Source organism: Streptomyces sp. AHU1, from assembly GCF_045343905.1.
GTDB lineage: Bacteria > Actinomycetota > Actinomycetes > Streptomycetales > Streptomycetaceae > Streptomyces > Streptomyces triticiradicis.
The window spans coordinates 1,019,834-1,041,115 of the sequence record NZ_CP174283.1; the positions used below are offsets into that span (position 1 = coordinate 1,019,834).

Here is a 21,282-nt window from a genome sequence, read left to right on the forward strand (position 1 = left end):
CCGGCGCTTACCGGTAGGTCTCCAGACCGCCGGTGCGCCGGATGTCCAGGGAGACACAGTGGAAGGAGCCGCCCAGCGTCCTGGCGTGGGTCAGGCGTTGCGGCAGGACGTCGACCCCGTGCTTCTCGAGCGTCCGCAGCAGCTCGGGCTGGCGGTCGTCGGCCACGACCAGGCCCGGCTTGAGAACGAGGAGGTTCATACCGATCCAGGTGGAGCAGTAGGGGCGTTCACCCACAAAACCGATGTCCTCCAACTCCGGGCACCAGATCTTCTCCCAGTCGCGCAGGAATCCCGGCATGTTGTCGTCGTTCACCCGCTCGGGGTTCAGGAGGACCAGGCCCGGACGCAGCGGGACGATCGTGGAGTCCACATGAGTGGAGGCATAGAGGTCACGGCACGGGTGGACGGTGTACTTGTCACCGAGGACGGATTGCAGCCAGCGCCAGCCCTTTTCGTTCCCGCTGTCGGAGACCAGGTAGAGAATGTCCGTGCCGAACCGGAGGACGTTGGCGGCGTCGAAGGCAGGCTCGAGGTCCAGCAGGCGGTGCCCCGCCCGAGCGGTCGCGTCGAACATGTCGTCGGCGAGCCGCGGCTTGGGGCCCGAGATCCACTTCGCACCACTGTCGAAGTACTCGATCAGCATGTTCTTGTACGCGAAGGGCTCCAGGAAGCGGGAGCGCAGGACCATCGGGGTCTCTATGACGGTGTCACCGATGGTGAGCAGGACGTCGCGCGGGCAGTAGTTGTAGAAGCCGTCGGTCTGCCAGTCCGGGGTGCTGATCGTGCCCGACAGATCCGTCGGGTCCGGCCTGCGGACCGTGATGCCCAGACCCCTGAGCGACTCGCACAGCCGCTCCAGATCGTCACGGGTCTCCTCGAACACCTGCTGGGGGACCGGCCCCGAGGGAATCTTGTCGGCTGAGCCGTACTGGGTGAACTCGATGGCGAACAGATCCGTGCCCGGGCGCGGCACCCGGGCGCCTTCGATGGATCCGATGACCACTTCCTCCAGCGGGTCCCATTCGTTGTGGGCGTTGACCAGGCTCATGTCGTCTCCTCCAAGGTGGGCGTGGCGACGGCTGCGGCAGCCGGTCGCGGGTCGGTGATGTGGAATCGCAGCTCGCCGAAGTAGCTCTCGCCGTCGGGTCCCGGCACCCACGCCTCGGCGGGGTCGGGCAGCATCTCCGTCACGGTCAGGGCGACATCGCCGCTCTGCCTCTTCAGCGCGGCGCGCAGCGAGGCGCACAGCGCGGAGACGTACAGCGGGCTCGTGAAGTCGATGTACAAGGGCTTCGCCTCGGTCGCGATCTTCACGAAGCAGCGCTCCGGCAGCCCCAGCCGGCCGCGCCAGCGGCGCGCGGCCAGGAACTCGCCCGCCTCGTCCCTGATCGCCGTCAGGCCGGTGGCCTCGCAGGTCGTCCGCCACGTCTCACGGACGACGACCAGGTGGTCGATGACCAGCCGCGGAGTGTGCTCGGCCGGGGCCACGAGTTTGAAGGCGTCCGCCGCGACGGTCGAAAGGAACGCGGAGAACACCTCGATGAGCGGAAGATCCCGCCCGTCGACGGTGGCGGTCGGCGCACCGTCGCGCAGCGCCACCGGGATGCCGCTCACAGGCGTGGTCCTCGTCAGATCGGCACCAGGGGCGGGGGCGAATCCGAGGAAGTGGTCGTCAGCGTCTCGTTCGAAGGGCACGAGTCGGCCGGCGTTGCGCGGCCACACGGCGGGGAAGAGCGGCATGACGCGCCGTATCCCGTAGTCCTGGGTGACGAGCTTGGTGACCCACCGCGGTTCGGGCCTGGCCCAGCTGAAGAGTTGTCCTTCCATGGTGGGGACGGCCGCGTGGAGCTCGCCCAGTACGACGCGGTAGTCGCCCTCGTTGACCGCTTCCGGCGAGCGGGCGCAAATGTGCAGGTCCGGACTGTGGAGGCGGGCCGCGGACCATCCGGGCCGGTCCGCGGGGAAGGCTTCGTCCACTTTCCCGGCCAAGTCCGTCGCCGTCCAGCGCAGTTCCCGGACCTCGCGGGTGTCCGCGGGCAGCTCGAGCAGGCGTGCCCAGCGGTCGGCGAACTCGTCGAGCACGGCCTCGGCGGGACTGGGCCCGCTGCCCATGAAGAGCGAGAGCGCCTTGTACCAGATGGTGCCGAGCATGACGTCCGCACCGTTGTCCGAGGCCTTCGCGCAGACGTGCAGGAGTTCGCGTTCGAAGGCCTCGGCGAGTGCGGCAGTCAGCCAGCGGGTCGCCTGCAGGACTATCGCCATCGGGGGCGCCAGTTCGTCGAGGAACCGCCGTCCTAGGGTCAGCTGCAGATCGCGCGTCGTGTCCTCGTAGCACAAACCGCGTCCTGCGTAGACGGCGCCGCCGTGCCGCCGCGGTTCGCACCCGGTGAGTGAGGTGAACTCCTCTGCCAGCAGACCGAGAGCGTCGGTCAGGGCATGCGCGTCGCCTGCGGCGACTGCCACCTTGTCCCGTGCATCCGTCAGCCGGCGCAGCCCGAGCGTCGCCCGCTCCCGCGCTGCCGGGTCGCCGATCGCCGCAATACGCGCTTCGAGGACGGACTCGGCGGTGGTGTCCAGGGGAAGATGGGCGTTCCAGGTCAGCAGCTTTTGCTCCACCAGCTGTGCCATGGCTGCGTAGACGTCGGCGGGCTGCTCCAGGCCGGGCGCGCCCGCGGCGATCAGAGCGGCGGCGATCTGCGATGCGGGCCGTGAACCGTCACTCGCCGCCAGGATCTCCGCCTGCGCCGCGGAGACCTCCACGGACGGCAGGCCGGGCCGGTGCAGTTGTCGTCCGTCCAGCCGATGGTGTGGCTGCCGCGCGGGCGGGAGCCACGGGCGGATCTCCGGGTCCTGGGCCAGCCGGTCGCCGTAGGCCAGTACGGCCCACGGTTCGAGGAACACCGTTCGGCCGTCGGTCAGGCGGTCTCCGACGGTCGCGGTGACGTCCGGTGACGTCGGATCCAGGGTGATCCACAGCGACGGACCGAAGAAGCCGATGGTCTCGGTCTTGGCGCAGTAGCGCTGCCAGAACCTGCTGAGCTGCTCCTCCCGGTAACGGCGCTTGGCATTGCGGCGGATCGGCTCCTGGTTGCGCAGGAGCGAGTCCAACAGGCCGACGACGGCGGGACTCTGCCATGCGATCGCCTCGCGCAGGCGCGGGTCGGCCGCGACCCGGTTGACCTCGGTCGATGTACGGTCGACCGCCGCGAGAAACGCACCGAGGAACGCTTCATGGTCCGCGTCGCCGGCCAGATGCGCGTCGGCCGCAGCGGCGCAGTCCGGCGCGGCGAACCGTTGCAGACCTGAGGCCGGGAAACCGGTGCTGCGCAGCAGAGCGTCGCGCCAGATCAGCCACTCGCTGTCACCGAGCCTGGCGTGATGCGGCAAAGCCATGGGTGCCTTCCTGTCGGATGATCTGTGCGCGCCGGGGCGACTAGGTGTTCTGCGGGGCGGCGCTACGGATGGACGCGAGGAGCCGCTCGTGGATCTCTCGGACGGTGCCGGCGACGACGATCTCCTGGACGTCGACCTCCGCTCCCCAGCGCTCTTCGGCGACGATCGCGACCTGTAGAGCGGTGAGGGAATCGCCGCCGAGCTCCACGAAGCTGTCGTCGGGGCTCGGCTCGGGGACCCCGATCATCTCTGCGATCAACTGAGAAACATCCCCGAATTCGGGCAGCGGGCTCACTTGAATTCCTCCGGATTCGAAAGTGTCAACTGTTGATGTCGGGCGGCTCAGTCCCATCCGACGTCGCGAGACGAGGCTGCGGCGACGGTCGTGCGGCCGTCGAAGTTCCCTGCTCCCGCCTGCATCGCGAAAGCGCTTGCCATGACCAGCGTGACGATGACAGCGAGTCTCTTCATTAGTTCTAAGCTCCTCAGGATCGCGGGCCGACCGGTGATCTGTTCGCCCGGTGGGATCACTGTTGCAGCAGAGATCATCACGCCACAGCCGATGCCACTATCATCATGTTCTCCGCGACAAGTTGATGGTGTATAAATGGGGGAAAAGTGGACAAGGTGGATCTCGGTGAATGGCCGCCGCTCACTTCTGACGCGGCCGAACTGTTCATGGCGTTGTCGAGCGGGCGGCGGCCCGGGAAGGTGAGTGATCAGGCGTGGCTGGAGTTGAAGTCCATGGCTTTGGTCGCGGGAACCCCGGATACCCCTCGCCTGCGTGACCCCTCGCGCCTGCTGCGACGAGCGGAGAGCGAGTTGCGTCAGAAAGCCGCCGCGGTGGAGGCCCAGGTGGCGAGCTGCCATGAGCAGCTCACACCGCTTGTCGCCGGCTTCGCCGCCTGGCAGGCAAGAAATGATTCGCCAAGTTCCGGATTCGAAGTGCTGTCGGGGTTCGACGAAATCAACATGGTGATCACCGATGCGTTGCGCGACGCCAAGGTCGAGGTTCTCACGGCCCAGCCCGGAGGCGGCCGGTCCGCCAGCACCCTCGAGGATTCCCTTCTCCGCGAAACGGAACTGATCCAGCGAGGAATGCGCGTGCGGACGCTCTATCAGCACACGGCCCGCTTCAACCCGGCAACGCGATATTATGTCGAGCGGATTTCCGAGATCGGCGGCGAAGTACGCACCCTCGATGAATTCTTCGACCGCCTCATCATCGTCGACCAAACCGTTGCCTTCATTCCGTTTGCGGATGACAGGTCATCCGCCCTTGCTTTGCGGCATTCGGCTGTCGTGCATTTCTTGAGGGGTGTGTTCGATCGCGCCTGGATACGTGGCGTCGAATTTGCCGCCGAAGAGCCGCGCGAGATCTCGAGGCAGGCCGTGGACAGTACCCGCCTCGCCGTTGCCCGGCTCCTCATCCAGGGGCACACGGACGAAGTCGGCGCCCGCCGCGCCGGCCTGAGTATCCGGAATTACCGTGAGCACATCAAAAGCCTCATGAATCGCGTCGGTGCGCAGAGCCGCGCCGACCTCGGATTCCGCATCGCCCGGTCGAACCTGCTCGACGGAATGGACGACCTCGACGACGGTGAGTGAACCGCACCGCCCGAAGTCGGCCGGGAAGCCCCGGTCCGATGTGGCGGATGCGGCCCCGGGCCGCCGGTGAGCCGGCCGCGTGGCGGCGCAGGGGTCAGAGGGGGGAGGCCCGCCGCCCCGCCGGGCTTCACCCGGGGCCTCCGCCCGCCTACCTCTCCGGAACGTCGCGTCGACGGGGCAGCCATGACGGCTTCAGCCTGAGGCTCGTCGCGCAAACGTCGATTCACGGAGCGGTGGCAGCCCCCGTGCCGCGACCCTCCCGCAAGTGGCGTGATCTCCAGAACGCCACCTGCGGGAGTGGCGTTCCCGGCTGAGGCACCGAGCCCGGGCGTCACCGGCTACGTCGATCTCATCACGCACTGTTCACCTGTACCTCGAGGAATGATCGAGTTATGTTCGCGTGCCGGATTCGATCAAGAACAGCCTCTGCGGAGGGGCCGGCGTCGGTCGCCCTGCGGGAAGAAGCCGGGCAACGATGAGCAGGGACCGTCCCGTTGCCGCCGAAGGGCGAGACGCGGGGTATGTCCTCGCCGCACGGGTCCTACCGACTCGTCTCGGCCAGGCTTGATATCGGCTTCGGAATATCGCGTGACAGGTGGGACAGGCGACGGTCCCGGGCCGCGAGAAGTGGCTGCAATTCGCGTGTCATTGCGGCGGGGCTGGTGTCGGCTTCCCCTTTGGCTGGGTATATGCCCTGATGGCTGGGTAGTTGCGGGTGCTCGGGGGCGAGTGCTGGGCGATGGTTTTATGGGTACGCCCAGAGCGTGACGAGGACGAACGGGTTGTCATCTATCGGCTGTCGCGGGCGTGTGAGGCGCCGCGGGACGTGGTGATGCGGGCCCGGATGATCGAGTCGAGCCGGTCGGGGCTGCGGGTGCCGGCGGTCGCGACGGAGCTGGGCCGCAGCCAGAGGACGGTACACGGCGTCCTGCGCACTTCCCGACACGTCGTCCGGCCCTGCGAACCCTGCCTGGCGTCGTGATCGACGCGGCCGTACGCGTTTTCGTCCTGCCCGGCCCAGGCGTCTTCCGGCTGCTGGTCGCCGCCTTGCCGCTGTCCCTCGGGACCTGGCCGTGCCGGCGCGCGCTCCACCCCGCCCGGCAGCGCCCCAACACGGCCGAACCATCGTCCAGGCGCTCGTGAGCGGGTCAGCGCGCGGTCCGGGCCGTCGGTCCGGAAGGAGAGCCGCTGTGGGAGTACCGGCACGGCTGCTGGGGGCCTGGACTCGGCCACGCGCACACGGGGGACGAGCAGGAGGTGTGCAGCGGGATCGAACACGGGTCCTGCCGCGTCTCCGACGACGGCCGGCTCGTCTGGGCACATGTCGTGCTCGGCCCGGAGGAGGACTGGCAGGAGTGCCGGGGCGTCCTCGACGCCCGGGACGGACGGGAACCGGCTCGGCTGCCGCTGGACGGCGCGGCCTCCGGTTCACACCACATGTCCCACCCGGACGGCCTCCACATGGGGCTCTGCGCCGACATGGGGCAGGACGGCATCCCGCTCCACTGGGCACGCCGGGACGGCGAGGAGCTGACCGGTCGGGACCTCGACGAGTCCTCGGACCGCATCCTGATGGACGTCCACCCCGGCCGTCCGGGCTTCCTGACGGTCGAGCACCACGGAGCCGACCTGACACTGCACGCCCTGGACGGCACCGTGCTCGCCGAAGGGGTGCCCGAGCCGTCCGACGAGGAGGACCCGCCCCGCTGGGACCACAACTGCGGCTTCGTCGACGCCGACACCGTCATCGCCTCGACGGTCGAATCCGACGAGGACCCCGACCGGCCCCTCCACTGGATGCTCGATGCCCGCACCCTGCGGGTACGGGACGCGGTCGTGTACCCCACGGGCCGTGTCCGCGGCCACGTGCGCCCGCTCGGGGACGGCACCTGGCTCACCTACGACGACGAGGGCGAAACACTCGACCGCTGGACCGTGGCAACGGCTTCGGCCTGACGGCGGGTTCGCGCCGGACCGCTCCGTCGCGTCCGCCGCACCGCGAGGCGCGGTGGGTCGGGGAAGCCCACGGCCCACCGGCCGCCCTCGCGCACACGAGGTGCGCTCGGTGGCCGGTGGGCCGTGCCCGGAGACGGGGGCGGGGAGGGTGACACGGCCGTGCGTGAAGCGCGGGCGGGCCACCCGGGGTACGGACCTCAGCGGGCGAGAGCGGCTTCGCTCGGCGCCTGGGTGCGGGGGTCGGAGGTGAGGGCGTGGAGGATCTCCTCGACGCTCTGCTTGGCGTCGCCGAAGAGCATGCTGCTGTTCTCGCGGAAGAACAGCGGGTTCTGCACGCCCGCATAGCCGGAGGCCATGGAGCGCTTGAAGACGACGACCTGCTCCGCCTCCCACACCTTCAGCACCGGCATGCCCGCGATCGGGCTGGCGGGATCCTCCTCCGCGGCCGGGTTGACGGTGTCGTTGGCGCCGATGACCAGGACGACGGAGGTGTCGGCGAGGTCGTCGTTGATCTCGTCCATCTCCAGGACGATGTCGTACGGCACCTTGGCCTCGGCCAGCAGCACGTTCATGTGTCCGGGCAGACGGCCCGCCACGGGGTGGACGCCGAAGCGGACCTCCACACCGCGCTCCCGCAGCCGGCGCGTGAGCTCGGCGACCGGGTGCTGCGCCTGGGCCACGGCCATGCCGTAGCCGGGGGTGATGACGACGGACCGGGCCTGGGTCAGGAGCTCGGCCACCTCCCGGGCCTGGATCTCGCGGTGCTCGCCCTGCTCCTCGTCCCCGCCCGAGGGAGCCTCGATGCCGAAGCCGCCCGCGATGACCGAGATGAAGGAGCGGTTCATCGCCTTGCACATGATGTACGACAGGTAGGCGCCCGAGGACCCGACCAGCGCGCCCGTGACGATCAGCAGGTTGTTGTCGAGCAGGAATCCCGCCGCCGCCGCGGCCCAGCCGGAGTAGCTGTTGAGCATGGAGACGACGACCGGCATGTCGCCGCCGCCGATCGAGGCGACGAGGTGCCAGCCCAGGACGAGCGCGAGGACGGTCACGGCGATCATCAGGCCGAGGCTCGGGCTGATGGTGAACCAGACCGTCAGCGCCACGAACGCCACCAGCGCCGCGACGTTGAGCGCGTTCTTGCCCGGCAGGACCAGCGGACGGGACTTGATGCGCGCCGACAGCTTGAGGAACGCGACGATCGAGCCGGTGAAGGTGACCGCGCCGATGAAGATCCCGATGAAGACCTCGGCGTGGTGGATCCCCAGCAGGTCGGCGGTGACGTGCTTCTGCGCGTCCCCGTGCGCCTCGACCTCCAGGTAGCTGTTCCAGCCGACCAGCACCGCGGCGAGGCCGACGAAGCTGTGCAGCACGGCGATGAGTTCGGGCATCTGGGTCATCTCGACCTGCCGCGCCCGCCAGACGCCGATCGCGGCACCCAGTGCCATCGCGACGACGATCAGCGTGACCGCGCCCGCGGTGATGCTCTGTGCCGCGAGCACGACGGTGGCGACCAGGGCGAGGGTCATGCCGGCGATGCCGTACACGACACCGGCGCGGGAGGTGCGGTGCTGGGACAGTCCCGCCAGGCTGAGGATGAACAGCAGGGCGGCGACCAGGTCCGCAGCGTGGGAGGCTGTGGTTGACGTCATTGTGGCTCAGCCCTTCGAGAACATGGACAGCATGCGGCGGGTGACGGCGAAACCGCCGAAGATGTTCACGCTCGTCAGCAGGATCGCCACGAACGAGAGCGTGGTGACGACCGCGCTCTCGTGTCCGATCTGCAGCAGCGCTCCGATCACCACGATCCCGGAGATCGCGTTGGTGACGGACATCAGCGGCGTGTGCAACGCGTGGTGCACCTTGCCGATCACGTAGTAGCCGATCACCACCGCCAGCGTGAAGACCGTGAAGTTCGCCGCGAGTTGCGCCGGAGCGAAGGCGACCAGGGCGAACATCGCCAGCATGCCGGCGCCGATCAGGGCGAACCGGACCGCCGGGGTGAGCCGCGGCTCCTTGGGCTTCTCCGCCTGTGCGACCGCCTCCGCGGGCGCGGGCTGGGGAGCGGCCGAGACCGCCACGGGCGGCGGGGGCCAGGTGACCTCGCCCTCGCGCACCACGGTCACCGCCCGCTGGACCACGTCGTCGAAGTCGATGACCAGCCGGCCGTCCTTGCCGGGGGTGAGCAGCTTGAGCAGGTTCACCAGGTTGGTGCCGAACAGCTGCGAGGCCTGGGTGGGCAGCCGGGACGCGAGATCGGTGTAACCGATGATGGTGACGTTGTTGTCGGTGACCACGGTGCGGCCCGCGACGGTTCCCGCGACGTTGCCGCCCTGGGCGGCGGCCATGTCGACGATGACGCTGCCGGGCTTCATCGCCGCCACGTCCTCCGCCGTGAGCAGCCGCGGGGCGGGGCGGCCCGGGATCAGCGCGGTCGTGATGACGATGTCCACGTCCTTCGCCTGTCCGTGGTACAGCTCGGCCGCGGCGCGGTCGTAGTCGGCGGAGGTCGCCTTGGCGTAGCCGTCGGTGCTTTCCTCCTGCGCCACGTCCACCGCGAGGTATTCGCCGCCCAACGACTTCACCTGGTCGGCCACTTCCGGCCGTGGATCGGTCGCCCGGACGATCGCGCCGAGACTGGAGGCGGCGCCGATGGCGGCCAGCCCGGCCACACCGGCACCGGCCACCAGCACCTTCGCCGGCGGGACCTTGCCCGCGGCCGTCACCTGGCCGGTGAAGAAGCGCCCGAACGCGTGCGCCGCCTCGACCACGGCCCGGTAGCCGGCGATGTTGGCCATGGAGCTGAGCACGTCCATGGACTGCGCCCGCGAGATCCGCGGTACCGCGTCCAGGGCCAGCACGGTGATGGGCCGGCCCGCGAGCTCCGCGAGAAGGTCCGCCCGCTGGGCCGGACTGATCAGCCCGATCAGCGTCGCGCCGTCGGGCACCCGCGCGATCTCGCTCGACGAGGGGGAGTTGACCTTCAGCACGACGTCCGTCTGCCAGGCGTCGCCGATCCGGGCTCCCGCCTCGCCGTAGGCGTCGTCCGTGAAGCCCGACGCCGCACCGGCTTCCGACTCGACGACGACCTCGTAGCCCAGTCCCACCAACTGGCGCACCGTGGCGGGCGTGGCCGCGACACGGGTCTCCCCGGGAGTGGACTCGGCCACCACTCCGATGCGCTGGGGCGGGTGGTGGGCCGGTTCTTGTGCGGGCATGGCGATGTCTCCCTCGGGGGGCACGGATGTGGAGGCACAGAAGTTCGACAAGGGGGAGGTCCGCACCCCTTGGACGCAGGAACTTACATGGTGGAGCGGGCTGTTCGGCACAGCACGCAGCCGTGACTTGTTTCACGCGAGGTCTGTCGCCGACAACACGGTGACAGGGGTTCCGCGATCCGGTGTTCCGGGAAACATCCGCCGGCGTTTCGACGCCTCGGGAGTGGGTATCGGTTCGGGCTCAGATCAGGCCCGCGCCGATCCCGCGAGGAGGCGAAGCGGCCTCCCCTCTCCTCCGGATCCCCTCCCCTCTCCTCCGGATCCCCTTCCCGTTCTCCGGACCCCCTTCCCGCCTCCGGACACAGGGGCCGCGCGGCCCGCCCTCCGAGTCACCGTGGCCGGGTGCGGCGGACCGCGGTCCGCCGCGTCCGGACGGCGCGGACTTCGGGCACGGGAGTTCCGGCGAGGAGCTGACGCCGTTACACGGAGGTAATCGTTCCGCAACCTTGACTGCATTGGTCCGGTCCAATAGCGTCGCCCCCGCACAGAACCCCACATGAACCAACTCCCCCCAACCGTCATCTTGTTGACGGCCTGTCACCCCCTCCGGGAGGGCCCCCGTGGTTTCCCGACGTTCTTTCCTGGCCAGAGCCGTTGCCGTCACCGGTACGGCCGCGCTCAGCCCGTTCTCACCGGTCTCGCCGCTGACGTCCACCGCGACCGCAGCGGGAGTCTCGCTCCCCGTGAAACTGGCGAACAACTCCGGCCAGGACACCGTCTACGCCTACATATCCGGCACCGACAGCAGCGGCTGGCCGGTCTTCGTCTCGGCGAACGGCGCCTTGAACCGGCTGCCCAGCCCGTCGTCCCCGGTGACCCCCATCGCCGACTACTCCATCGCGCTGGGTGCCTCCGGGTCGGCCGCCAAGACCGTCACGCTGACCGACTACATCATCGGCGGCCGTGTCTGGTTCTCGGTCGGAAAGAAACTCCAGTTCTTCGCCAACCCGGGCTCCCCGCCCGGCGTGGTGCAGCCCGCCCTGGTGAGCTCCGACCCCAACTGGGCCACCAACTGGACGTTCTGCGAGTTCACCTTCAACAGCGCCAACCTGTACGCCAACATCTCCTACGTGGACATGGTCGCGCTGCCGATCTCGATGTCCAGCACCGGCAGCGGCGGCAACCAGTCCGTCAGTCCGCTGCCCTCCGGCGCCCTCGCCTCCATCGCCTCCGGCCTGCAGGCGCAGCACGCCTCCGACGGGGCACCCTGGGACAGGCTGGTGGTCACCGACTCCTCCGGCGGGGTGCTGCGCGTCATGGCGCCCGCGCACTCGCCGGTGGACTTCGGCGGCTACTGGAACGACTACCTGAACCGGGTCTGGAGCCACTACGCCACCACCCCGCTGACCATCAACGGCCAAGGCAGCATCGGTTCCTACACCGGCAGGGTCTCCGGCGACGCCATCGTCTTCTCAGGCCTCAACACCAACGGCGTGCCGTTCACCAAGCCGAGCGCCGTCGACATCTTCGGGTGCGCGTCCGGTCCCCTCTACAACTCCGGCGGGGACGCCCGCGGGGCGATCGCCGCCCGGCTCGCCGCCGCGATCAACCGCAGCTCGCTGCTGGTCTCGGGCGGGAACAACAACCCCGACGGCGTGAACCCGTCGCAGTACTACACGGACTCGATCACCAACCACTACGCGCGGCTGGTCCACAAGTACGCCAGCATCGGCTACGCCTTCCCCTACGACGACGTCGGCCCCACCGGCTCGGCCCCCGTCGACGGGCACATCCAGGACGGGGCGCCCACCTCGTGGAGCATCACCCTGGGCGCCGGGGGCACCGGCGGAGGTTCGGGGGGCGGCTCGGGAGCGGTCAGCGCCTACAGCACCGTCCAGGCCGAGTCCTACTCGGCGCAGAGCGGGACCACCACGGAGAGCTGCTCCGACACCGGCGGCGGCAGCGACGTGGGCTACATCGGGAACGGCGACTGGCTGAAGTTCTCCTCCGTCGACTTCGGTTCGGCCTCCCCGGCCCAGTTCAAGGCCCGACTGGCGTCGGGCGCGGCCACCGGTGTCAGCGGTGCCGTACAGGTGCGGCTCGACAGCACCACCGGCACGAAGATCGCCGAGATCAACTTCGCGAGCAGCGGCGGCTGGCAGACCTGGCAGACCGTTCCCGCGAACATCGTCGCCTCCGCCACCGGGGTCCACGACGTCTACCTGGTCTTCTCCTCGGGCAGCGGCGCGGACTTCACCAACATCAACTGGTTCACCTTCACCAAGTGATCCGCGGCTCCGCGGCAGCAGCCGCCGCGGGCACGGCGCTTCCAGGCGGAGAGGTACGCGCCCGGGGCGACGGTCGCGGGTCGTGAACCGGCCCGCGCACGGTTCGCCGACAGCGGTGCGACCGCCCCACCAGGGCGGTCGCACCGCTGTCGGGCGGTCGCACCGCTGTCGGGCCGGCAGGCCTTCAGTCCGTCCCGGGGCGCCGGGCGCCCGCGTGCCTCACCCTGCCGAGACCCTGTCGACGGGCTCGACCGCGTCGGCGGTGGCGGCTGCTTCGTCCTGTGCCATGCCGAGAAAACGCTGGACCGTCTGGACCGGCATGTCGAGCCCCTCGGACGCCGCCTGCATGCCGCCGAACACCTGCACCGCCTCGGCGACGGCCATGGCCAGTTCGACCTCCGCCTTGCGGACCTTGTTCTCGGCCTTGTCCACGGTGTCGACCACCGCCAGCTGACGGCGCTGCTTCTCCTGGAGTCGCTGCTTGCGCGAAAGGGCTTTGTCGGAGTTCTGCACAGACATGACCAAGATCATAATCAGCTGGGTGCGCACCGTAAAATCGGCGACCCGTCCGCGCCACGGTCACGTTCCCGGCTCGCGGGTCGGCACGCCCTTCGGCGTCGTGGAACCCGCGGCCGGTCGGTAGGGTGTGCGACTCGACGAAGATCAACCACGCGCGGTCGAGGGGCCGTTGGGGAGGGAGGGGTCGTGGGCGATCTGCCCGGCGTGTTCGCGCTGCCCCGGATGCTCCGTCATTTCGGGGCCACCGGCGAGCACATGCCGCCGGACGGCGCGGTGGAGGTGGACGCGCCGGACTCCGCCCTGCGGACCGCGCTCTCCGCGGCCCGTTCCGGGGACTGGGAGCCGGCGTCGGAACTGATGGCGCGGACCCGCACCGCCCGGGACTGGGACCGGCGCAACCGGTACGGCGCCGGGCTGGCCGAACTCGCCCTGCACCACACCGGATGGCTCGACGACTGGCACCGGAAGCGGCCCGGCGACCCCGATCTCGCCCTGGTCGCGGCCGAGCTGGAGATCGACCGCGCCTGGGAGATACGCACCGCCGCGCGCGCCCGTCATGTGTCGCGGGAGCAGTTCCAGGCGTTCCACACCCTCCTGCGCGACGCCGAGCCGGTCCTGCGGACGGCCGCCGACCTCAACCCCGGCGACCCCGTGCCCTGGCGGATCCTCATCGCCCACGCCATGGGGCTCGCCGCTCCCCGCCCCGTGTTCGACGAGTACCTGGCACGGGGGCGCGAGGCGGACCCCCACCATCTGGGGCTGCACGCGCGCGCGGTGCAGTACCTGGCCCGGAAGTGGTACGGCTCCCACACGGAGATGTTCGAGTTCGCCGAGTCGGCCGCCGCGTCGGCCCCCGAGGGTTCACCGCTGCGCGGACTGCCCCTGCACGCGGTCACCGAGTACGCGGTGGAACACGAGGCGGGCAGTCGGCGGGGCCCGGTGGACTGGTCCCGGATCGAGGGTCATGTCGAGGCGGGTCTGAGCCTGTCCGCCGGGTACGGGCCGGGCGACCGGCGGGCGTCCGACCTCCGCAACCATCTCGCGCTCGGTCTGATCCGCTCCCGGCGCGAGGCCGAGGCACTGGAGGTCTTCCGCCTCATCGGCACCGACGCGCGCACCTTCCCCTGGGCGTACCTGGGTGACCCCAGGGAGATCTTCCTTCTGATGCGCCGGGGAGTCCGTGTGCACGTCGCCCGCCGGACGCCGTACTTCAACGGCTCCGTACCGGCGCCGGCTTTCGGCGGCACGGCGGACGCGGCGGCCCCGGCGACCCCGGCGGCCCCGGCGGAAGGTACGGTCCAGCGCGCCGCCATGGCCGTCGCGCTCGCCGGCGCGCCGCTGCGCGACGTCCGCGAGGCGATCCTGATCACCGGAACGACCATGCGCCTGGCTCCGGCGCGCCGCGGCGGCACGTTCGTCGAGATCGCGCCCTCGGCGGATCCGCCGGGCCGCCGCAAGGGCGTACGCGGGACCCTGCTCGGCGAGGGCGGACTGCCCTCTTTGGCGCGCACGTTCAGCCGGGGTGCGAAGTGGCCGGTGCTGGTGGCGGTCAAGGAGGGTGCGGACTACACGCTCCACCTGTACCGCGACGGCCGCCCGGTGACCGTCCACGCCTGGTGGGCCGACCCGGCCGAGATGCCGACCCAGGAGGAGGCGGCGGAGCGGGCGACCGCGCTGGCCGCGGCCTACGGGATACCGGACCCCCGCCCCCTCACCGCGATCCTGCGGGGCACCGGTGATCCGCGGCAGCACCTCGACGAGGCGTTCGCGGCGCTCGGACTGCCCGCGCCCCCGGCCAGCTTCGGGCACCGCCCCGAGCCGCTGGCCGAGGAGCCGGGCGCGCAGCTGGTCGAGCGGAGGTCCTTCTTCCGAGCGATCAAGGAGTCGCTCGCCTCCGAAGGCGATCAGGCTTCGGGAGGAGAGCTGCCCCCGCTGTCCTGACCTCCGCGGGCCGGTTCGGCTCCCGGTGCCCTCCCCCGGCCGGCACCGGACAGGTCACCGCCTGACGGGCCTGACGGGCCGGTTCCGCTCGGACCGGTCCTCGCCGTGCCCGTCCGCGCGCCCACCGCGCGGCCGCTCCCGCAGCCCCTTTCCCCGGCTTCTCCGGCCGGGCCGGGAATCGGACACGTCGGTGGTGTCGCCCCCGGTGCGGCGGTCCGCGACGCCAGGCGTCGCGGACCGTGAGGTCCAGGAGGGACGGCCCGCAAGCGCGAGCGGGGTCCCGACGGAGCGGCGGAAATCTGCTCCGGGCCCTGCACCCGGCTCACTCCCACGCTCACCCCCAGCAGCTCGATCAAGCCATTTTCCCCTCACCTGAATGGCTCAACAGGATCTAGAGTGTGCGCGTGACCGAGCAGAACTCCGAACTCATCGCCGGCCGGTACCGGCTGGTCGAACGCATTGGCCAGGGCGGTATGGGCCAGGTCTGGCGCGGCCTGGACCAGCAGCTCTTCGGACGCGAGGTCGCCATCAAGGAAATCCTCTTCCCGCCGGGGATGGAAGAGGACGACCGCGCCACGCTGCTCCGGCGCTTCACCGCCGAGGCTCAGGCGGCGGTCGTTCTCAGCCACACCGGGATCATCACGATCCATGACGTCGTGGAGCACAACGGCGCCCCCATGATCGTCATGGAACTCGTCCGCGGGCAGTCCCTGGCGGCCGTCATCCGCCAGGAGGGCCGACTGCCGGCGCGGCGAGTGGCGGAGATCGGCGCCGCCGTGCTCGACGCGCTCGCCGAGGCGCACGAGGCGCGGATCGTCCATCGCGACATCAAGCCGGACAACGTGCTCCTGTCCAAGGACCGGGTCGTCCTCACCGACTTCGGCATCGCGCACCTCGCGGACGCCACGACCAAGCTGAGCCACAGCGGGATCGTCATCGGCACGCCGCAGTACATGTCCCCGGAGCAGTTGGAGGGCAAGCGCCCGACCCCCGCCAACGACCTGTGGGCGCTCGGCGCCACGCTGTACCACGCCGTCGAGGGGCAGCCGCCCTTCGCCGCGGAAGGGCTCCACGCCCTGGCCGTGGCCGTCTTCACCCGCCCGTACCGGCCGCCGGTCCACGCCGGACCGCTCGCGCCCGTACTGGAAGCGCTGCTCACGAAGGACCCGGAGCAGCGGGTGAGCACGATCGAGGCCGCCGCGATGCTGGCGGCGGCGCTGCGCTCCCTCCCGGCCCGGGAGGAGGCGGCCGCCGAGCAGGAGCCGGGGCCCGAGGGCGGTCCCTCACCGGACGCCGCGACGGAGCGGGCACCGCTCCCGGTACCCCCCAAGCCTTCCAAGCCCCCCAAGCCCTCCGATCCGCGCGGGCAACGTGAGCCGCGCGAGCCGCGCGAGCCGAGTGAGCCGCGCGAGCCGCGCGAGCCGCGCGAGCCGCGCGAGCCGCGCGAGCCGCGCGAGCCGCGCGAGCCGCGCGAGCCGCGCGAGCCGCGCGAGCCGCGCGAGCCGAGTGAGCGACATGTGCCGCATGAGCCCACGCTCCTGGACTCCGGGGCGTCCCCGGCCGACACTCCGCGCCCCGTACCGGAACGACCGGCCGACCCGCCGCGGATCCCCGCCCCCGTGCCCCCGGCCGAGGATCCGGTCCCGCCGGAAACGACGGCCGAGATGGAGCCGGGCGAGCCGAAGCCGGTACGGGCGCGCGCCCTCACCCGGCGTTCCGTGGTCCTGGCCACGGCACTGGCCACACTCGCGGCCGGCTCCGTCCTGACCTGGACCCTCTCGGGCGAGGACGGGACACCCGGTGGAGGGACCGGCGGCAAGGCGTCCGGCAACGGCGCCGCGGCTCCCGCCGTCACGGTGGTGATCGGGGTGGACGCACCGCTCACCGGCGCCGTGTCCCCGACGGGCGTGGGCATCCGGAACTCCGCCGACCTGGCGGTCAGGACCGCGAACGAGAAAAAGTACGTCCCCGGCGTGAAGTTCGAGATCAAGGCCCTGGACGACGCCTCCGACCCCGCCAAGGGCACGTCGAACGCGGCCGGTTTCGTGTCCGACGCCAAGGTGCTGGGCGTCGTCGGACCGCTGAGCTCCAGCGTGGCCCGGGCCATGGCGGCACCCCTGGCCGAGGCGGACCTGGTCAACGTCTCACCGGGCAACACCGCTCCCGAGCTGACGCTGGGGCCCGACTGGGCCGCGGGCACCAGGTCCCGTCCGTACGGCACGTACTTCCGCACCATGACCACGGACGTGGACCAGGGGCCGTTCGCCGCCCGCTACCTCCACACCGAGGCCGGGAAGGGCAAGCTGTACGTCATCGACGACGACAGCGCGTACGGCACCGCCCTCACCTCCGGCTTCACGGCCGAGTTCGAGAAGCTCGGCGGGACCGTGGTCGGCACGGAGCAGGTCGGTTCCGCACAGAGCGAGTTCTCCGGCCTCGCCAAGAGGATCCGGGCCTCGGGCGCCGACGCCGTCTACTTCGGCGGCTACTCCGAAACCGCCGGGCCGCTCTCCAAGCAGCTCAAGCAGGCCGGGGCCGCCATCCCGCTGATGGGTGGCGACGGCATCCTCGACCAGGAGTTCATCGCGTCCAACCCGAAGGCCGACGGCGACCTCTCCGTCAACATCGGCGTGCCCGTCGAGGAACAGGCGGGCGGGGCGGACTTCCTCGCCCGGTACCGCGAAGCCGGGTACCAGGACCAGACCGACTGGTACGGACCGTACGCCTACGACGCGACCTGGAGCCTCGTCGAGGCCGTGAAGTCCCTCGTGAAGGACAATGGCGGCACCCTCCCCCAGGACGCGCGCGCGAAGATGTCACAAGCCGTGGCCCGGCTCTCCTTCGACGGGGTCACGGGCCGCGTCGCCTTCGACGAGTACGGCGACACCCGCAACCGGCGTCTGACGGTGTGTTCGGTGGCCGGCGGCCGATGGACCACCGTGACCAGCGGCACCGCGCCTTCCTGACGCCCGCCGCCCCGGGACCGGCAGCTGGATCCTGTCCGCTCGCGACCCCGTTCCCGGGCCGGCCGGGTGAAGGCCGCGATCCGGACCTGCCCCTACTGCACCGGGCCGGCCGCGTACGCCAGCGGAGGTGCGATCGCCTGCGCGTCCGCTCCCTCGCCGACCCACAGGGCGATGAACAGCGCGGCGGTCGCCTCCAGCAGCCCCGCCCGTTCGAGACCACCGCCGGCCACGGGTTCGCAGCCCACGTCCCGCACCAGCTCGCGCACCCGCGCGAGAGCCGTCCCGTCGTCCCCGCAGACCGGCACGGCCAACGGCCGCCCGTCGAAGACCGGCGGCCGCATGCGCCACACGTCCTCGTGGCAGAGGTTGAAGGCCTTGACCACATGGGCTCCGGGTGCCGCCGCGGCCAGTCGCTCCGCGGCCGAGAGACCTCCCCGCGTCAGCAGCCGGAAGCCCGGCCCGACCGGGTTGGAGCAGTCGATCACCACCTTGCCCTCCAGAACCGCGCGCAGTTCCCCCGCCACCGCCGCTCCCGCCTCGAAGGGCAGCGCGGCCAGCACCACCTGGCCGGACTCGGCCGCCGAACGCGGGCTGCCGGACTCCGCCCCGCCCCCGACGCGCTGCGCGAGCCGCCGCGCCTTGTGCGGGTCCCGCCCCCCGATGGTCACCTCGTGCCCGGCCCGCGCCCAGTGGGTGGCGAGCGCGTCGGCCATGTTGCCCGTTCCCAGTACGCCGATCCTCATCACACGTTCCCTCTCCGTGTCCGCTTCGAGCGATCGCACCGACACTAGAAGGCCGTTCGGGCACCATTCGGTACGTGACGACCGACGCCTTCCTCGCGGACTGCCGCGCCCGCCTCGCCTTCGACCTGCTCTCCAACACCTGGAACGCCGTGGTGCTCTGGGCACTGCGTGACGGCCCCAGCCGCCCGGTCGAACTACGCGAACGGATCGGGGGCATCAGCTCCAAGGTCCTCACCGAGACCCTGCGGCGGCTGCAGTCCAACGGGCTGGTCGACCGGCAGGCGCATCCCGGCGCGCCACCACGGGTCGAGTACCGGCTCACCGCTCTGGGCCGGACCTTGCTGGCCCCCATCGACGCCGCCGGCGCATGGGCCTTCGAGTACGGTGACGAGGTCATGGCGGCCCAGGAAGCGGCGGACACACCCACCGCGCGAAGGGTGCCCCGGACGGTCGCCCCGCCCGGACCACCCGTGCCTCCCTCCGAAGGTCCCTGACCGTCCGGCCGGTGCGGCCGGCTCGCCCACGGCGATGCTCTCGTTCACCGATCGGCCTCGATCTCCGACGTCCGGTGGCCCGGCCTCTCCGCCGGCATCACCGCGCCACTCGTACCGGCTCCGGTCCGGGTTTCAGGCCCCCCGCATGAGCTCCGTGTTGACGGCGGCGACCTTGGCGTACAAGGGCCCCTCGACAACGACGCCCTGGCCCCTCCCCCGCCGCCACGGGTCCACGTCGATGACGGTGACGAGCGCGTTGCCCAACCCGACCACGACCCACCAGTCCCGCCCGTCCGCCCGCACCCGCCAGGTCGACTTCACCCACTTGCCGGTGTCCGTACGTACCTCGGCCGAGACCAGTTCCCAGCCACCCGGGTCGAAGCACACCAACTCCTCGACGGGAGAGTCCCGTTGGCCGGCGCGCTCGACGACATGGCCGCCGCGGGCCGTCAACCGCACCGGCTCGCGCAGGATGTGACGGACCCGCACGAAGAGGGAATCGGGGCCCGACTCGACGTGGAAGCGAGCGGTCTCGAAACGCGGCGGCACGGCGAACTCCTCTTGACCGGGCGGGCGAACCGGACAGCGCACACGCGCCGACGGCTCCGGCCCACCACGAACAGGCGACGGCCCACCCTACGATCACCGCAGGCGGGCGGGTCCGCCGCTGCCCCGGTCCGGGCACCCGGACGCATGTCGCCGCGCCCACTGCCGGCACGAACGCGGTGTGCCGCAGAGCGCACTTCGCGCCCTCCTCGCCGGAACGCGCGCAGCGAGCGGAGAAGCCCTCGTCCGTGATGGCCACGAGGCGGGTGCGCAGGTCGTGCGCCGACCACGGCGACGGACCCCGACAGCCGGACATCATGTCCTGAGCGACCTGCTCTTCCGCGCCCGCCCCGCCAAGGGCCTCGCACCACCTCAGGGCGTGAAACCCCAGGGTGAGTCAGGCGTTACGACCGGGCTCGGCCGGAGTCGGCCGACGGAGCAGGTAGACGCCCGCGACCGAGACCAGGACGGCCATGCAGGCGATGAACACGAGCCCGGCGCCCTCCAGGCCGATCGGGCCCACCAGCACGCCGACTCCGATCACCGGTACCGAGATGCCCGCGTAGGCGACCACGAACAGGGTGGAGATCACCGCCGCGCGCTGGTGCTCGGGAGAGGCCTCGGCCACGGTGGTGAGGGCTCCGCGGAACGCCAGGCCCTGACCGCCCCCGCCGACGATCGCGCTCAGCACCACCAGGACCAGGAGGTCCCAGCGCAGCGCGCCGGCGAGCAGCGCGAGGCCGCCGAGGAGCGCGGCGCAGCCCAGGGGCAGCGACCGGACCGCGCCGACCCGGCCGACGGCGAGCTGACCTGCGGTCGAGGCGAAGAAGGCGAGGGCGACGACCAGTCCGCTCACCGCGCGGTCGGTCACGTCCAGGGACTCGGCGAGGAACGCGGGGCTCACGGAGGTGAACACCCCGAACAGGGCGAACCCCACGAACGCGGCGATCGCGGGCGGTCCGAACACCGGTCGCACCTGGGCGGGCAGGCCGGGCCGTTGCGGTCGTACGGTGCTCAGCGGCCGGCGTTCGCGTACGGTCTCCGGGAGCCGCAGCAGCACGACGGCCGAGAGGGCCACCAGGACGAGGTGGACGACGAACGGCAGGTACAGCGGCCAGGGCGCGTACTGCGCGAGGAGGCCCGCGAGCAGCGGACCGCAGCCGAGTCCGCCCATGTTGGCGGCCGTCGCGACGAAGGTGGCCCGGGCGGCGCCGCCCGGCGGTGCCAGCTCCATCACGTAGGCCGTGGCGGCCCCGGTGAACAGGCCCGCGGACAGGCCCGACAGCAGCCGTCCCGCGTACAGCCAGCCGAGGCCGGTGGCGCACAGGAAGCAGACGGCGCTCGCCGCCGCGAATCCGAGGCCCCACAGGAGCACCGGCCGTCGGCCCACCGAGTCGGAGGCGTTGCCCGCGAGCAGCAGCACGCCCATGACCCCGAAGGCGTACACGGCGTACACGACGGTGACGGTCAGCTCGGAGAATCCGAACTTCTCCTGGTAGAGGCCGTACAGCGGGGTCGGCAGTGTGGTGCCGGCCATGCAGACGGCGAACACCGCCCCGCTGAGCAGACACCGGCTCCATCCTCGGCGATCACCGTCCATGCCGCCGACA

The 21,282-nt window shown here is 71.1% G+C and carries 18 protein-coding genes; 8 read left to right on the top strand and 10 right to left on the bottom strand.

The genetic code is table 11. The features are described 5' to 3' along the window. Positions 1 to 7: 7 nt before the first annotated feature. The 4 genes from ACICHK_RS04780 to ACICHK_RS04795 all read right to left on the bottom strand — a co-directional run bounded on the left by ACICHK_RS04780 (position 8) and on the right by ACICHK_RS04795 (position 3,864). Positions 8 to 1,048, bottom strand: a complete 1,041-nt coding sequence (locus ACICHK_RS04780; RefSeq protein ID WP_151467305.1) for an inosamine-phosphate amidinotransferase 1 — start codon at positions 1,046 to 1,048, stop codon at positions 8 to 10. Continuing rightward, entirely contained in the window at positions 1,045 to 3,393 is a 2,349-nt protein-coding gene (locus tag ACICHK_RS04785; RefSeq protein ID WP_406835841.1) for a lantibiotic dehydratase, read from the bottom strand. Before ACICHK_RS04785 ends, ACICHK_RS04780 begins: the two co-directional genes overlap by 4 nt. A gap of 40 nt (positions 3,394 to 3,433) precedes the next feature. Further along, positions 3,434 to 3,652: an acyl carrier protein gene (locus ACICHK_RS04790; protein ID WP_406835842.1), complete on the bottom strand. Its 219-nt coding sequence runs from the start codon at positions 3,650 to 3,652 to the stop codon at positions 3,434 to 3,436. Between the two features lie 83 nt (positions 3,653 to 3,735). Then, entirely contained in the window at positions 3,736 to 3,864 is a 129-nt protein-coding gene (locus tag ACICHK_RS04795; RefSeq protein WP_406835844.1) for a hypothetical protein, read from the bottom strand. 147 nt (positions 3,865 to 4,011) lie between these two features. On the opposite strand from ACICHK_RS04795, the gene ACICHK_RS04800 reads away from it, so the two are divergent. The 3 genes from ACICHK_RS04800 (at position 4,012) to ACICHK_RS04810 (ending at position 6,957) form a co-directional block, all read left to right on the top strand. Beyond that, a complete protein-coding gene (locus tag ACICHK_RS04800) occupies positions 4,012 to 5,001 on the top strand; it encodes a helix-turn-helix transcriptional regulator (protein ID WP_406835845.1) in 990 nt (329 codons plus the stop codon). 832 nt (positions 5,002 to 5,833) lie between these two features. Then, complete coding sequence (locus tag ACICHK_RS04805) at positions 5,834 to 5,983, top strand: helix-turn-helix domain-containing protein (protein ID WP_406841161.1); 150 nt, start codon at positions 5,834 to 5,836, stop codon at positions 5,981 to 5,983. Positions 5,984 to 6,258: 275 nt separating this feature from the next. Further along, on the top strand, positions 6,259 to 6,957 hold the full coding sequence (locus ACICHK_RS04810; protein ID WP_406835846.1) for a hypothetical protein: 699 nt from the start codon (positions 6,259 to 6,261) through the stop codon (positions 6,955 to 6,957). Between the two features lie 197 nt (positions 6,958 to 7,154). Here the strand turns inward: ACICHK_RS04810 and pntB are convergent, their stop codons facing one another. Next, on the bottom strand, positions 7,155 to 8,609 hold the full coding sequence (gene pntB, locus ACICHK_RS04815) for a Re/Si-specific NAD(P)(+) transhydrogenase subunit beta (protein WP_406835847.1): 1,455 nt from the start codon (positions 8,607 to 8,609) through the stop codon (positions 7,155 to 7,157). Between the two features lie 6 nt (positions 8,610 to 8,615). After that, positions 8,616 to 10,175, bottom strand: a complete 1,560-nt coding sequence (locus tag ACICHK_RS04820) for a Re/Si-specific NAD(P)(+) transhydrogenase subunit alpha (RefSeq protein WP_406835848.1) — start codon at positions 10,173 to 10,175, stop codon at positions 8,616 to 8,618. Between the two features lie 620 nt (positions 10,176 to 10,795). On the opposite strand from ACICHK_RS04820, the gene ACICHK_RS04825 reads away from it, so the two are divergent. Beyond that, entirely contained in the window at positions 10,796 to 12,463 is a 1,668-nt protein-coding gene (locus ACICHK_RS04825; RefSeq protein ID WP_406835849.1) for a beta-1,3-glucanase family protein, read from the top strand. 219 nt (positions 12,464 to 12,682) lie between these two features. Here ACICHK_RS04825 and ACICHK_RS04830 read toward each other — a convergent pair whose 3' ends face one another. Continuing rightward, entirely contained in the window at positions 12,683 to 12,982 is a 300-nt protein-coding gene (locus ACICHK_RS04830) for a hypothetical protein (RefSeq protein WP_225860306.1), read from the bottom strand. Between ACICHK_RS04830 and ACICHK_RS04835 the strand changes: the two genes are divergently transcribed. From ACICHK_RS04835 to ACICHK_RS04845, 3 genes are all read left to right on the top strand, one after another. Next, positions 12,981 to 13,106 (top strand): hypothetical protein, encoded by a 126-nt coding sequence (locus ACICHK_RS04835; RefSeq protein ID WP_406835850.1) that lies wholly within the window; start codon positions 12,981 to 12,983, stop codon positions 13,104 to 13,106. The two genes, ACICHK_RS04830 and ACICHK_RS04835, sit on opposite strands and share 2 nt — an antisense overlap. Before the next feature lie 62 nt (positions 13,107 to 13,168). Beyond that, the gene (locus ACICHK_RS04840; protein WP_406835851.1) at positions 13,169 to 14,923 is read left to right on the top strand and encodes a hypothetical protein; all 1,755 of its coding nucleotides are present in this window, start codon (positions 13,169 to 13,171) and stop codon (positions 14,921 to 14,923) included. 404 nt (positions 14,924 to 15,327) lie between these two features. After that, positions 15,328 to 17,889, top strand: a complete 2,562-nt coding sequence (locus tag ACICHK_RS04845; protein ID WP_406835852.1) for a bifunctional serine/threonine-protein kinase/ABC transporter substrate-binding protein — start codon at positions 15,328 to 15,330, stop codon at positions 17,887 to 17,889. 92 nt (positions 17,890 to 17,981) lie between these two features. Here ACICHK_RS04845 and ACICHK_RS04850 read toward each other — a convergent pair whose 3' ends face one another. Beyond that, complete coding sequence (locus ACICHK_RS04850; RefSeq protein ID WP_406835854.1) at positions 17,982 to 18,632, bottom strand: NADPH-dependent F420 reductase; 651 nt, start codon at positions 18,630 to 18,632, stop codon at positions 17,982 to 17,984. Positions 18,633 to 18,706: 74 nt separating this feature from the next. Here ACICHK_RS04850 and ACICHK_RS04855 point away from each other — a divergent pair, with 74 nt between their 5' ends. Continuing rightward, entirely contained in the window at positions 18,707 to 19,126 is a 420-nt protein-coding gene (locus ACICHK_RS04855) for a winged helix-turn-helix transcriptional regulator (RefSeq protein WP_406835855.1), read from the top strand. Positions 19,127 to 19,258: 132 nt separating this feature from the next. Here ACICHK_RS04855 and ACICHK_RS04860 read toward each other — a convergent pair whose 3' ends face one another. Beyond that, complete coding sequence (locus ACICHK_RS04860; RefSeq protein WP_406835857.1) at positions 19,259 to 19,675, bottom strand: hypothetical protein; 417 nt, start codon at positions 19,673 to 19,675, stop codon at positions 19,259 to 19,261. A 394-nt stretch (positions 19,676 to 20,069) separates the two neighbouring features. Next, positions 20,070 to 21,272, bottom strand: a complete 1,203-nt coding sequence (locus ACICHK_RS04865; RefSeq protein ID WP_406835858.1) for an MFS transporter — start codon at positions 21,270 to 21,272, stop codon at positions 20,070 to 20,072. Between the last annotated feature and the right edge of the window lie 10 nt (positions 21,273 to 21,282).